This is a genomic window from Brevibacillus borstelensis, assembly GCF_036700025.1.
Classification (GTDB): domain Bacteria; phylum Bacillota; class Bacilli; order Brevibacillales; family Brevibacillaceae; genus Brevibacillus; species Brevibacillus borstelensis.
Map to the genome: position 1 here is coordinate 1346764 of NZ_CP144922.1, position 13893 is coordinate 1360656.

General features: G+C 47.0%; 15 protein-coding genes. 12 read left to right on the plus strand and 3 right to left on the minus strand.

The genetic code is table 11. The features are described 5' to 3' along the window. Positions 1 to 66: 66 nt before the first annotated feature. From V5G20_RS06190 to V5G20_RS06230, 9 genes are all read left to right on the plus strand, one after another. Complete coding sequence (locus V5G20_RS06190) at positions 67 to 429, plus strand: arsenate reductase family protein (RefSeq protein ID WP_024985561.1); 363 nt, start codon at positions 67 to 69, stop codon at positions 427 to 429. A gap of 2 nt (positions 430 to 431) precedes the next feature. Continuing rightward, entirely contained in the window at positions 432 to 1685 is a 1254-nt protein-coding gene (locus V5G20_RS06195; RefSeq protein ID WP_338463272.1) for an LL-diaminopimelate aminotransferase, read from the plus strand. Positions 1686 to 1776: 91 nt separating this feature from the next. After that, complete coding sequence (locus V5G20_RS06200) at positions 1777 to 2325, plus strand: peroxiredoxin (RefSeq protein ID WP_003391382.1); 549 nt, start codon at positions 1777 to 1779, stop codon at positions 2323 to 2325. Positions 2326 to 2498: 173 nt separating this feature from the next. Further along, positions 2499 to 2951: a redoxin domain-containing protein gene (locus tag V5G20_RS06205; protein WP_003391383.1), complete on the plus strand. Its 453-nt coding sequence runs from the start codon at positions 2499 to 2501 to the stop codon at positions 2949 to 2951. A 59-nt stretch (positions 2952 to 3010) separates the two neighbouring features. After that, positions 3011 to 3391: a glycine cleavage system protein GcvH gene (gene gcvH / locus V5G20_RS06210; protein WP_003391386.1), complete on the plus strand. Its 381-nt coding sequence runs from the start codon at positions 3011 to 3013 to the stop codon at positions 3389 to 3391. Between the two features lie 283 nt (positions 3392 to 3674). Then, positions 3675 to 3950 (plus strand): hypothetical protein, encoded by a 276-nt coding sequence (locus tag V5G20_RS06215; protein WP_122957770.1) that lies wholly within the window; start codon positions 3675 to 3677, stop codon positions 3948 to 3950. Beyond that, entirely contained in the window at positions 3919 to 4668 is a 750-nt protein-coding gene (locus V5G20_RS06220) for a hypothetical protein (protein WP_338463273.1), read from the plus strand. The genes V5G20_RS06215 and V5G20_RS06220 overlap by 32 nt, the downstream gene beginning before the upstream one ends. 15 nt (positions 4669 to 4683) lie before the next feature. Next, positions 4684 to 5868: a hypothetical protein gene (locus tag V5G20_RS06225; protein WP_338463274.1), complete on the plus strand. Its 1185-nt coding sequence runs from the start codon at positions 4684 to 4686 to the stop codon at positions 5866 to 5868. Between the two features lie 94 nt (positions 5869 to 5962). Next, positions 5963 to 6613: an alpha/beta family hydrolase gene (locus V5G20_RS06230; protein ID WP_122957768.1), complete on the plus strand. Its 651-nt coding sequence runs from the start codon at positions 5963 to 5965 to the stop codon at positions 6611 to 6613. Between the two features lie 306 nt (positions 6614 to 6919). On the opposite strand, the gene istB is transcribed toward V5G20_RS06230, so the two are convergent. Then, the gene (istB, locus tag V5G20_RS06235; protein ID WP_025846873.1) at positions 6920 to 7663 is read right to left on the minus strand and encodes an IS21-like element helper ATPase IstB; all 744 of its coding nucleotides are present in this window, start codon (positions 7661 to 7663) and stop codon (positions 6920 to 6922) included. Next, positions 7660 to 9168 (minus strand): IS21 family transposase, encoded by a 1509-nt coding sequence (gene istA, locus V5G20_RS06240; RefSeq protein WP_251256056.1) that lies wholly within the window; start codon positions 9166 to 9168, stop codon positions 7660 to 7662. Before istA ends, istB begins: the two co-directional genes overlap by 4 nt. Before the next feature lie 218 nt (positions 9169 to 9386). Between istA and V5G20_RS06245 the strand changes: the two genes are divergently transcribed. The 3 genes from V5G20_RS06245 to V5G20_RS06255 are packed head-to-tail and all read left to right on the plus strand — an operon-like array spanning position 9387 to position 12375. Next, positions 9387 to 11630, plus strand: coding sequence for a hypothetical protein (locus V5G20_RS06245; RefSeq protein ID WP_338463275.1), 2244 nt, complete (start codon positions 9387 to 9389; stop codon positions 11628 to 11630). Positions 11631 to 11669: 39 nt separating this feature from the next. Further along, complete coding sequence (locus tag V5G20_RS06250; protein ID WP_031933663.1) at positions 11670 to 12158, plus strand: hypothetical protein; 489 nt, start codon at positions 11670 to 11672, stop codon at positions 12156 to 12158. A gap of 1 nt (position 12159) precedes the next feature. Beyond that, positions 12160 to 12375 carry a hypothetical protein gene (locus V5G20_RS06255; protein WP_031933662.1) on the plus strand — a complete coding sequence of 72 codons (216 nt, stop codon included), beginning with the start codon at positions 12160 to 12162 and terminating at the stop codon, positions 12373 to 12375. Between the two features lie 91 nt (positions 12376 to 12466). Here the strand turns inward: V5G20_RS06255 and V5G20_RS06260 are convergent, their stop codons facing one another. Beyond that, a complete protein-coding gene (locus V5G20_RS06260) occupies positions 12467 to 13687 on the minus strand; it encodes an IS256 family transposase (protein ID WP_025845625.1) in 1221 nt (406 codons plus the stop codon). Between the last annotated feature and the right edge of the window lie 206 nt (positions 13688 to 13893).

Genomic DNA, 13893 nt, shown 5'->3' on the forward strand with positions numbered 1-13893 from the left:
AACACTGGGGATACAGCAAGTATTCGAGACACCATTATGCTTGATAAGAAAGCGAGGATATGCTCCATGACAATCAAAGCCTATCTGTACGACAAATGCGGCACCTGCCGAAAGGCCAAGCAATGGCTGAACCAACACAATGTCGCCATCGAGGAGATCCCGATCGTGGATGCCCCTCCGACAGAAGACGAGCTGCGCAGCATGTGGCAGGCAAGCGGACTTCCCTTGACCAAGTTTTTCAACACGAGCGGCCAGTTTTACCGCGAGCTCGGCTTAAAGGACAAGCTGCCATCGATGACGGAAGACGAGATGCTGAAGCTGCTGGCCTCCAACGGGAAGCTGCTAAAAAGGCCGCTCGTCTCTGACGGAAAAACAGTTACGGTCGGGTTCAAGGAAGAGGAGTATGAAAAGGCTTGGGGGGGACGCTGACGATGCGTACCCCTTCCAGGCGCCTTGAACAGCTTTCTTCGGCAATCTTTTCCGAACTGGCCGAACGAAAAAAGAGCGTTGCAACGGGGCGTTCAGTGATCGATCTGAGCATCGGCAGCCCTGATCAGCCGCCAGCTCCGGAGCTGGTGGAGGCGCTGGCCGAGGCGATCCGGGAGCCGGGTGCGTTTGGCTACCCGATGAGCGACGGAACAGAGGAGTTTCGCCAGGAGGTGGCCCGCTGGTATCAGTACCGCTTCGGCGTCGAGCTGGACCCGCGCTCGGAGATTCACTCCCTGATGGGTTCTCAGGACGGTCTTGCTCATTTTGCCCTGGCCTGGTCCGATCCCGGAGACATTGTGCTGGTGCCCGATCCCGGCTACCCGATTTATGCCGGCAGCGTTCATCTGGCAGGTGCGGAGCCATACCCCATGCCGCTGCGGGCAGAAAACGCTTTTTTGCCCGATCTGAATGCCATACCGGAAGAGGTGGCCAAACGCGCTCGCTTCATGATTCTGAACTATCCCAATAATCCGGTATCGGCGGTCGCGACGCTTTCCTTCTTTGAAGAGGCTGTCGCTTTTGCCAAGCGGCACGATGTGATTGTCGTGCATGATCTGGCTTATTCCGAAATGGCCTTTGACGGCTACCGGCCGCCCAGCTTTTTGCAGGCGGAGGGGGCCAAGGACGTCGGCATCGAATTCAACTCCTTTTCCAAAAGCTTCAACATGGCCGGGTGCCGCATCGCTTATGTGGTCGGCAACGCGGAGATCATCAAGCCGCTGGCAGTCGTCAAGTCGAATGTAGACTACGGCGTCTTCCTGCCGGTTCAAAAAATGGCTGTTGCCGCGCTCAGGCGCGACCGGGAAGCGGGGGAGGACAACACGGTTGCTTCAATTTATCAGGAGCGGCGCGATGTCCTGATCAAAGCCCTGCGAGAGGCAGGCTGGGTCATCGAGCCGCCCAAGGCGACGATGTTCGTCTGGGCAAAAATTCCGTCTGGCTGGAACTCCCGCGAATTCGCTTTTGCGCTTTTGGAGGAGGCTGGGGTCGTGGTCGTGCCTGGAAGCGCTTTTGGCGAGCAGGGAGAAGGGTACGTGCGGATCGCGCTGGTGCAGCCGCCGGACCTGCTGCGGGAAGCGGCCAAGCGGATCGCAAAAAGCGGCCTGTTGAACGGCAGAAGAGAGCAAAACAGATGTATATCGTGCTGTGAAAGCGGAAAGGATACATCTGGCACCACAAAAACGACAATCAATTGAAAATGATTCCTACATTGTATTGACTATAAACAACAAGGTTGCTATGATGGAACATGTAGGTGAAAAAACTTATTCCAAGGAGGTTTTACATATGGCACAACGTCTTGTAGGTCTTCCAGCTCCTGATTTCACAATGGAAACAGCTCTGGGCAATGGTCAAGATTTCGGAAAGGTATCTCTCTCCGACTACCGTGGCAAATGGCTGGTACTGTTCTTCTATCCACTCGATTTCACGTTCGTTTGCCCGACTGAGATCATCGCGATGAGCGATTCGATCGAAGATTTCAAAGACCTGGATGCGGAAGTTCTCGGTGTATCCGTAGACTCCAAGCATTCCCACCGCGCATGGATCAACACTCCTCGCGATCAAAACGGTCTGGGCGGCCTGAACTACCCGCTCGCTTCCGACTTCCTGAAAACAACCGCTCGCGATTACGGCGTACTGGATGAAGAAGGCGGCGTAGCATTCCGCGGTCTGTTCATCATCGATCCGGAAGGCGTTCTGCGTTACCAAGTTGTAACCGACCTGAACATCGGCCGTTCCGTAGAAGAAACACTGCGCGTTCTGCAAGCTCTGCAATCCGGCGGTCTCTGCCCAGCTAACTGGCGTCCAGGTCAAAGCCACCTGACTGCGAAGTAAGCATCCGCATTGGAGCGCGATTGATCGGGGCAGCCATATAAAGCTTGCTCCCTTTACGAAAAAGGGTCTAACACAACCAGTTGTTAGGCCCTTTTTTTACAAAAAAGAGGCAAATAAGACGGGAAGATTGCTGTCTTTCTCGTTCCACGATCATTTGAAAGGGGTTGTTTTTGATGCGTTTGCGCGAAGAATTGCCCGATTTCCCGGGGATTACCGAATGGGTAAACGGTCAGGTGAGCAAAGCTGATTTGGCAGGAAGTCCCGTATTGATCCATTTCTGGTCCGTAAGCTGCTATATGTGCAAGGAATCGATGCCGCAAATCCTGGAGTGGCGCGACAAATACGCGGCGAACGGCTTGAAGGTGATCGGAATCCACATGCCACGCTCGGAGGCCGATACAGACATCCAAAAGATCAAGGAAACGATCGTCGAGCACAAGCTGACACATCCGATCGCGATCGACAACGAAATGAAGACCGTAGACGCCTTCCAGAATGAGTACGTCCCGGCTTTCTACCTGTTCGATGAAAACCTGCAGCTTCGCCACTTCCAGGCTGGCGAAAAAGGCTTGAACCTGGTGAAAAAACGTCTCCACCGAATTTTGGGGATTGAAGAGGATTCCTAGGCCCTCTGTCCAATTAATATGGAGTACCTGATTGAACCTGATAGGAGGATACGTGAACGATGGAATTTCCTAAACATCTTCTTTACAGCGAAGAGCACGAGTGGGTTCGTGTAGAAGGAAACAAGGCGTATATCGGCATTACTTCTTTTGCTCAATCCGAGCTGGGCGACATCGTCTTTGTCGAACTGCCAGAGGTGGGCAGCACGATTACACAGGACGAACCTTTTGGCAGCGTGGAATCGGTAAAAACCGTTTCTGAACTGTATGCTCCTGTCAGCGGGAAGGTAGTAGAAGTAAACGGCGAATTGGAAAACGCGCCGGAGCTGGTAAACTCTTCTCCTTATGAGCAAGCATGGATGATCGTTGTGGAGCTGTCTGACGAAAGCGAGCTCAAAAAGCTGATGGACGCAGACAAATACGAAGCGATGGTACAAGAGTAAACAACAACTGAAAGTGTGTATCAAGCCAAAAGGCTGGAGACTAATCTTAACGGGTTCGGTTTTTAGGTGCAAAAACAAAAAAATAACACAAAATGGCGTGCGAACTGACAATAGTTCGAACACGCCTTTTTTCTTGTTATCAAAGGATTTTTTTGAAAAATGACACGGATATTGGCAGGGAAATGTATAAGTTTTAACGAACTGGAAATAATTTATGAAGAGAGGAATACTCATGTCAAAATCTATGTCAATTCGAATGTCATTTTAAAAGGAGAAATCGTACATGGAATTTATAAAACCAAAGCCAAATTTAGATATAAAAGCAAACTGGAAAGTATCAGAGCATACAAAAGATATCGTAAAATACTATGCTGAATACACGGGCTACTCAGAAGATGAGTGTGTGGACCAATTCTTGAAAAACATCCTAAAGGACGAGCAATTTATCGATTGGATACATGGCAAAAGGCGAAACAAGAGAGCCTTGTCCAAGGTACTGTTATTGGATGAAACGGAGGAATTAGAACTTGACGAAACTGAAACGTCTCGCGGTGCTTGATGACCGTATTATAGAGATTCAACGTCCTATATCCGATAGTGAAATACATTCGAGACAGGCAGACTATCCCCTGCTCGCCCCTGTTGATTTCGCGAAAAAATATAGGGACGTTTTATTTAGAACGGTTTCATTAGGCTATGAGGGAGAATATCACAACATTCAAATGAATCGTTGTGACAACCCCTACTGTAAATGGTTTGGTCTTGAACAGCATCGATTCGAGTCCGCGAAAGGGAAACCGTCTCGTTACCGACTTTCAGGAGCAAAAGGAGGTACGAGTCATGCTATTGTGTGTAATCCAGACCCGACAACTACCATTGGAAAAATGACATGGAAATGTACGACGAATGCTCTGTCCAACTGGTCTATCGCAGAGGAAATTAAACGATTAGCTACTCATGACCGTGTTCAGGATTGGGAGCCAGAGTATGAATTCCATCGTGGTTCATGCTTAAAACACGATATAACTCCATTCGCCACTCCCAATCACTTTTATCGTAGAGGTAAAAGCAGTGGAAAATCACAGAAGTGGCAGTGTAAGACGTGTAAAAAGATAACTAATGTCCTTCCTGAACGTAGAGAAACAACAACGTATCATCAACAGCGAAACGATATCCTACCCACCTACGTAGCTCTCATACTCAACAGGACGCCAGTTAAACGGGTTTGTGAGATATTAGAAATTAGTTCTGATACCTATTACCGAAAGTTGGAATAGATGTATCGCAGGTGCTTGGAGTTCTTAGAGCGATACGAATCAGTACCGCTTCAAAACAAACAATTTGATTCTCTTTGGCTCAACACCGACAAGTTGCAATACAATCTAAATAATGTTCGAAAAAAAGGACACGGTTCAAAGTTTTACGACATGATTGAAGTGAAAAAGCCTCAAACCAATATTGTCGTTACCGCAGATGTTGACTCTCGATATGTGTTTCGTGCAGATGTTGCATATGATTGGGACATTACATTAGATGACATTGAGCGAGATACGAAAGAGCTATGTGAAGACCACCTTCACGAATTTGCTCGCAAAAATGCACGGCTTCGTTTCTCTTGTGCACCACAACCGCCCACTCCGCATGATACGGAATCAACGTCTGCATACATGAGTCAACGACAGGAGTTTGACAATCGAAAAAGGTATATTGATGGACTTCATGTGAACGCAACATACACCGCGATTGCCCAGCTTTGGCATCTGCAAAAAATACTAAAAACAAAAAAATGGAGATTTGTAACTGATGAAGATTATTCACTGATGTCTGCCATATATCGAGTGTTTTCAAAAGAAATAAGAGAAGGAGTAACACACCATTTCTTATGTAAAATTGACCGAGGGAAAAGCCTTCGAGACTCATATACCGAATATGAACAATCTATCCGTGACTTAAAGGCTTGGGGGACAAGCAAGGGCTATACGTTCCGCTCTATTACAGCATTGGCATATCATCAATTAGTGGAAATCCTGAAACATCATCATTTCCACGAAACGGTTCATATCGGTGGTAATGACTATTATCGTTGGGCGAGGAATCCTTTGGAACATCCCCTCGCCACGAAAGACCAAGGGTATCGTTGGGTCGATTGTACAACGGATATATCAACATTAGAAACGAAGTACGTTGCCAACATGTTAATGAAGGTCAACGATTATGCAGTTAATAACTTCATGCAACTGATGCGAAGAAGAATCTCAATCCTTGAACGCCCTTTGGTTACTGCTCGTGGAGACGGGAAGAGCTATATCTATGCAAACTTCAATCCGAAATATGCTCAGTATGCTGTCACTATCCTTCGAACGTACTATAACTTCTGTATGACATATAAATGGGGAGACAATAGAGTAACCCCTGCTCAAAGCTTGGGTTTGACGAATAAGAGCTTTTCCATGAAGGATATTATCTATTTCAAGTAAACCGTCTTTGCATTGTTTAGATGGTTTTTTTTTAGGAAAAAATACAATTTTACAGTAAAATAGAACAAATAGAGGATACAAAAGGGGAGCTATTATGAAGGTTAATCGAAAAACGACATTTGTAAATGAAAAAGAAGTTCGATACACACATATCGAAAACGGAAGTTCAGTGGTTTGCTTTATGTTTTCTGGAACAGGTTACACGTATGAGAAACCTTTATTTTACTATTCGACAATGACAATGCTTCAAAATCAGTATGATGTTGTCCACGTCCATTATTCCTACGGACAAGATGTATTCAAACTTTCAACGGAAGATATTACAAATATTATTTATGATGATGTAATTGCTGTCATTACCGAAGTTCTTAAAAGTCAACAATACCTAAATACCGTTTTTTTAGGAAAATCACTCGGTACTATTCCTATCATCAACAAGCTTATGAAAAACGATAATTATTTGAATTCAAAATTGATTTTGCTTACGCCATTATTAAAGCTGGATACAATTTTTGAAGCTTTATTGATGAGTAATCATTCTGCCCTTATTGTCATAGGTGAAAGAGACAGTCATTTTATTACCAGTAAAATCCAAGCAATTGAAACTAAGCAAAATATTAAAATAGAAAGAATCCCCGATGCTAATCATTCTTTAGACATTGAACCAACTAATACTTTGAATTCCATCATAACTTTAGAAAAGGTATTGAAAAGAATCAACGAGTTTTTATCTGACTCTCATTGATATGACAAAAAGCTCGGCAATTTACCGAGCTTTTTTCTTTAAATTCACTCCAACAATTCTACCAAATGAATTACCAAAAGCCACGTCATTTCTATTTTTGCACCCCAAAACCGAACCCGTTAGACTAATCTCCGGCCTTTTTCCTGTTTCGCAGGCATAAGAGCCCTCCTCTTGCTCCGTTGTACCCACTGGATTTTCATACTTTTGCTGTGAATGTCAATCAAAATGTTGACCACCGTGCTCATCAAAAAATTGACCACCATGGCAAAAATCAATCCACCCGTCGGGTGGGTAACTTTTTCATGATCACGATCTTTGAATGCTCTGCTTAAAGCGATAGCTGTCTCCATTCATTGCAAAGATATGGGCACGATGGGTAAGCCGATCAACCAGGGCTGACGTCATTTGCTCATCTTTGAAAATCTGTGTCCATTCCGTAAATTCCAGATTACTGGTAATGATCATGCTTCCTTTCTCATAGCGGGCCGCACAAAATTGGAATAATAACTCCGCCCCGGTCCGACTCAGAGGGACAAACCCGACTTCATCCAAAATAATCAAATCTGTTTTCAACCATTGCCTCTCTAGCTGGAGGATTCGCTTTTGGGACTGAGCTTCCATAAGCTCGTTACATATTTTAGCGGCAGTCCAAAACTGAACGGAATAGCCATGATGGCAAGCTTCCTTCCCGAGTGCAATGGAGAGATGAGTTTTGCCAGTGCCAGAGTTTCCGATAAACATGATGTTCTCTGCCTTTTCGATGTACTCACAACGAGCCAGTTGAAGCAATTTGGGCTTATTGAGGGACGGAATCGCCGAGAATTCAAATTGATCGAGCGTTTTCATAGAAGGGAATTTGGCGTGCTTGATGCGACTCGCGATTTGGTTAGCATCCCTTTGCTGAACTTCTTGCTCTAGTAGGGCTAAGAGGAACTCCTCGTAGGGAATTTGCCGTTCAGCAGCATCATGGGCGATTTCCTTATAGACACGTTTAATCGCAGGTAAGCGAAGGCGTTTCGCGTAGGTTTCAAGCAGGAAACTCGTACTCAATGAACCACACTCCTTTTCTGTAACAAACGATTGTACTGGCTAAGATCTGGGGCCTTTACCTGAATACGTGGAACAGAGCTATCCTCCGCCAACGAGAGTTGGGGCAAACGGTGTTCCGGCAATGTTCGCTGAAACAATAATTGCCTTACGGCATCATACTGGAACATCCCTTTTTGGCAGGCCTCCCCCAGTGCTTCTTCGACGAGAGAAGTATCGAATTCACGGTGCAAAAGCAAGAGTCGAACGAACTCCTTCATCCCTCCTGGTCGGTTACGGCACTTGTCCAAGAACTTTTGGTAAATGGCGGGTAATCCTGCCTGATGCAATGGTCTAGCATAAAGAACTGCTCCTGGGCGAATAAGAAGTAAATCCAGATAATGATCGTATTGCAAAATCTCCTTTCCTTTTTCCAAGCACCGCTCATGCGTCGCAATCAGGCTTTTTCCGTGATACACCTCAATTTTTTCAGCAAATACTCGGCAAATAAGTTGGGTCGATGCATAGGAAACCGGGACGGAATAGGCATTTTTTTCAATGTGGATCATGGATAGCGTATTGCTTTTCACGGGTACAACACGGAAACAATCCAATGGCCGTGGAGGCAATGGAAGCATGATGGGCAACTCTTGAACAAATGCTTCTCCAACCGTTAGGGAAGACCGGGGAACGGTTGTATTCTCGTAAGAGATACATTTTTCGAGGAGGATTTGATTTAGCTCCTCCAGAGAAGAAACACTAGGAACAGGTGCAAAAAATTGCCTCTGGGCAAACTGTACGAGGTTTTCCACTTGGCCTTTTTGATGCCCTTTTCCCGGATCACAGAAATAGCTTTCAAACAGGTAGTGGGCACGTAGCTGAATAAATCGCTCTTGTTCCTCGCGATTTTTGCCTTCCAATACCTTCTTAACGGCTGTTGTCAGGTTGTCGTATGTGATGACTTGGGGAACAGCACCGAAAAATTCAAAAGCATCTACATGACCTTGGAGAAGAGCCTCTTGCTTCTGATGAGCAAATGTCTTGATGAAAATCTTTCTGCTGTATGTGCAACGCATACAAAAGACTTGAACCTTCACTTGTTTCCCTTGTAAATGAACCGTAACCTCACCCCAGTCAAATTGGGCAAATCGCCCTGGCGGGAAATCAAGAGGGACAAATGCTTTAGGAGGAGAAACCCGCAACTCTCTGACGTAGCGTCGTACAGTAGATTCACCGCCGGTGAATCCATGTTCGTCAACGAGTCTCTGGTAAATACGTTTGGCAGTATGACGCTGCTTCGGGGGAGCCTGTTCATCTTGACGCAGCCATTCCAAGATGATGGGCTTGACAAAATCAATGACTGGCTTCGGCTTCGGTTTTGAAAGCTGGTATACAGGGATTTCCGTTGATGTCAAGGCTTTTCGTATCACTTGACGCGAGTAGCCAGTTTCGCGAGAAATTTGACGAATCGACTTCCCTAGCAGAAAGTGTTGTTTCCTGATAAACTCATAATTAGCCATCTGAAGCATTTCCTTTCCTCCTATATCTTGTTGTCTAGACAACTACAAGATACAGGAAAGAGGTGCTCAGGTGGTCAACTTTTTTATGAGCGATGTACCACTAGGTGGTCAATTATTAGATTAGCATTCACATTTTGCTGCATGTGGCCTTTTCATCCAAATACTACCATATGGAAAAGAAACGATTGCAGAAAAAGGAATGTCCGGAGAAATAAGGAGGAGCACTGGTGATTCGGAAGCACTATTTGTTATTGATTCTGGCAATGATTCTTTGCCTGCCGCTGGCCACGTATGCGGCAGACAAGCCAAAGCCAAACATGCTGCGTGCAGATGAGCGAAATGATGCGATTTCGGGCGGAACCAGAAGAGCTGGGGCACCTCCCGACGAACTGATGAGATTCAGGATCATGTACGCGACATATGCGGAAAGTATGTGGGACGGGCGGATACCGGGCCATTTGCACGGGGATGGGGACGACTTGGGCAGAGGCGGAAACAACCTAGGCAAGGGTGGAGACGACCTGGGCAAGGGTGGAGACGATCTAGGCCGAGGCGGAGACGACCTAGGCAAAGGCGGAGACGACCTAGGTGGAGACGGAGACAACCTGGGGAAAGGGGGAGACCCAGAGCACGGTACTCCGACCCATGAAAACACCCGCACTCCTTTTGACCCCACAGCCAGCGATCATGACCCAAAAAGCGGCGACTCCGATGGGAAAGGCAATGAGTTGAAAGCAAAAGAGGGTAAGCCAGGCTTTTGGGACTGGCTGATCGGCGGAGCCTCCGAAGCGCTCGACAAAGGCTTGGAGCTTTGGGAGTCCACCGTGGACAGCGTAAAGGAAACAGTGAGGGACGCCATTGACACCGTTGTAGATACTGTGAAGGACGTCGTAACTACCGTCGTAGACGCGGTCGTCGATGCAGGAAAATGGGTCGAGGACCACTGGGAGGTCGTGTTGGTCACGACAGCAGGTGTCGCCCTCACCGTGGGCGGCGTGTTCTTTCCACCGCTGCTGCCGTTTGGCGTCTCGATCCTGGTCGGCGAAGGGATATCCGGTGTGATCGGGTACGCCTTTGGCATGCGCGGCGATGAACTGCTGCGGGAAATGGCGCTGGGCGGCGTACTGTCGGCAGCGGGCTTTGGGGCCGGCGCTTTAATTGGAAAGGCGGCTACGGCAGTCGCTCGCCTCAAACCGGTGGCAAATGCCCTTGGCAAAGCATCCGCTTTGACGAGCCGGGCTACCAGCGCTGTCCGGACCGCCGTTGGCAAAGGAGCGCAAGCGGCAGGGGCGGCAGCCAGATGGGTGCGGCAAACCTCGGTTGGCCGTGCCGCAGCCCGCTTGGGAACACAAGCAGCAAATGCGGTACGGTCGGCAACGAGCGCGGCAGGCAAGGCGGGGAATGCTCTTCGCAGCGCTCTGGCAAGCACAGCGAAGCAAGCAGGCGGCGCTCTGAGAGCTGTTGCAGCACGCATCGGGCAAACGCGCCTGGCCCAGAGCGCAGCGTCTGTAGCGAAGAATGTAAGAAGTGCCGCCAGCAGCGCAGGAAATGCTGTGAAAAACAGCAGTGTGTACCGGGCAGTGGCCAGCCTCGGACGAAATACGGGGAAAGGCATCGGGAAGCTGGCAAGCAACGTGGGAAGCGGCTTGCGTACCGTGGCGAAGACGACGGGCAGCAAAATGCAGTCCATCGTCCAGACCGTGAAAAAGACGGCACCTGTCCGGGCTGTCGCAGGGTTCACTCGAAAAGCGGGCACGCAAATCAGCCAGAGCTTCCGGCAAATCGGCAGTGCGATCTCCCGCAGTTTGGCAACGACGGTCCTGCGGAGCAAAACGGCGGGGGCTGGCGAAGGCTTTGCGGTCAGTGTGATGGATGACCGGGCGCGTGGGGAAAAGGTGGATTACCGCAAGGCGGTAATTGCTGCGGCCATCGGGGCGCTGCTGGTGACCGGCGGGTCGATTGGACTAAACAAAGCGTATTCTACCGGGCAGGAAACGGCGCAGGCTGTGGTGAAGAGCAGTACTGAGCAGAGTGGATCAAAATTCTTGTTACCGATGGATTTACAGTATTTTTCTTCTAAGGGGACGGGTGAAACTGTTTCTTACTACAGAGTTCAAGGTGGCGAAATGCCAAATGCAAGCCAAGTTAGAATACAGGTTGATGAAAATGGAAAAATGGTAATCCCAAACAAAGAAGCGAATTTGAATGTTAGTGCAGGAACTAGGGAACATGCCGAGTATTTCTTGCAAAAAAGGGGTAACGGTGCAGAAATTGTTGAAGTTGAAGTACCGAAATGGTTTGATGATTTTGTTAAAGAAAATGCAATTCCACAGTACAAATATAATTCAAATCCTCTTAATCAAGGGGGGACAGCACCAAAAGTGGTCGACCCGAGTACGCCGGGAACATCATATGAATTCCCTGCCCCTTGGATTCAGTGGCTTGAAGAGTATGGTAAAATAAAAAAATAGGATTATCGAGAGGTACTTGAATACTGAGGAGGAGGAACAGTGCACAACAAGCCAAAGTATGCTGAGACTATAATAGTTTTAGTCAAATATAAGAAATCTTTCAGATGGTTTGTAGCAGATAAGGAGATATGGTTTTTGGATTTGAAAAAATTAATTTCTTCATATCTTGAGAAAGGATTTGAAATTCCTAATCCTGATGACTTCTCAGACAGATTTAATATCGCAGTAGTAAACGAGGACACGGCGGAAGACTTCCTCCAAAAGCTTAGTGACTTTGAGGTTGGAACAGAAGAATTAAGGAAAATGTTAGAGCAGGGAACGTATAGTTATATTTCAGAAATGTTACCTTCCCTATACGTGGATTTTGATGATAAGGAATTGACTTCCTACTATCCTGAACCTGCATCTTATGAACTATATGTACCGAATGGGTGGCTTGGGAAGTATGAGCAATTTATTGAGGTCATTCCTGAAGACTATCGTTACTGGATAGTCGATGGTAACAATCTATTTTTACAAGGAGGGTAAAATGAAAAGCGAAGACACCTTTACGATAATGAAGGACATGTTCGGTAAAAAGGGAAGTGAAGAACAGGTAGAAGGGCTTACACTAATAATTGATGGCAAGTTGAAAGATGTTTTTGATACAATAATAGCCAAGTCAGATGATTATAAAAATTACACTGATGTACTTAGTAGTGTGATTGTGCACGGAGTAAATGAGATAATTGAAAAACTAAAATAATCTATGTGTTATTGGCGGGGCGACCCAGTGCCGAATGAGGGAATTTGAGGGTCTGTCCAGTATTTTGTGTAAACCCTTTTGGAATAAAAAACTAGCGTAAGTATTGGCCGATCCGATCCGGGAAGAAAACGGAGAGCTGGAGGAGCATTTGCCCCCAGTTCTGCACTCGTCCAGTCCACTTCCTGGTGACGTCCATGGTAGCCAAATAGAGCATTTTGAGCAGGGCTTCATCGGTGGGGAAAATGCTCTTGCCCTTCGTCACCTTTCGGAGTTGCCGATGGTAACTCTCAATCATATTGGTCGTATAGATCAATTTACGAATCTCTGGTGGATACTTGAAAAAAGTAGCTAGCTCGTCCCAGTTGGTACGCCAAGAGCGAACGATGAGGGGATATTTGTTACCCCATGTTTCCTCAAAACGATCCAATTCCAGTAAGGCAGCCTCTTCTGTTGCCGCTTTGTAGATTGGCTTTAAATCCGCCGTCACTTTCTTAAGATCCTTGTAAGAAACATAACGGGTCGAGTTGCGGATTTGATGAATGATGCACTTTTGGATCTCCGTATTCGGATAGCAGGCAGAGATGGCCTGAGAGAAGCCCGTTAGGTTATCCACGCAGGTGATGAGAATGTCCTGAACCCCACGGTTCCGTAAGTCGTTCAGTACGCTCAGCCAGAACTTTGAGGATTCATTCTCTCCAATCCACATGCCTAATACGTCCTTGTTGCCGTCCAAATCAATGCCAATGACCATATAAGCCGCTTTGTTCACAATAGCACCGTCTTGCTTGACTTTGTAGTGAATGGCGTCCATAAATACAACCGCATAGATGCTTTGTAGCGGTCGGTTCTGCCATTCTTTGATGAGTGGCACGATCTTATTCGTCACATTGGAGATCATGGTAGGAGAAACGTCAATTCCATACAGATGGTTCAGATGGTCCTGAATATCCCGTGTGCTGACACCTTTGGCATACATGGCGATAATTTGGTCCTCAATGCCGGTAACGGTAGACTGATGCTTTTTCACGATAACGGGCTCAAATTCGCCATTACGGTCACGTGGCACCGCGATCTCCACCTCGCCGTATTCGCTTGTCACCGTCTTCTTTGTCTTCCCGTTACGGCTGTTTGTTGTTTTCTTTCGCTTCACATCGTGCTTTTCATAGCCGAGTTCCGTGTCAAGCTCCGCCTCTAGCATCGACTGCAGCGTTTCTGCAAACAGTTCCTTCAGTGCCGACTGCACATCGTCCATCGTCTTGAGGTTGTTTTCCTTCACAAACGCCTTCACTTGTTCCTTACTAAATCTCGCCATAGGTGTCATCCTCTCAAACCAACCTTTCTCTTATTGTAATAGGTTTTGAGAGTTTACACAGAATATTTTACAGTCCCGAATTTGAAAATAGTCTCCCGCCCGTATATGCATCATACACCGCCAATTTAGCGGGTGGGAGATAACGAAGCCAAGCCAATTCGACACTATATGGTTACTGGTTGAATTAAACTTGGTTGATTAGTGTG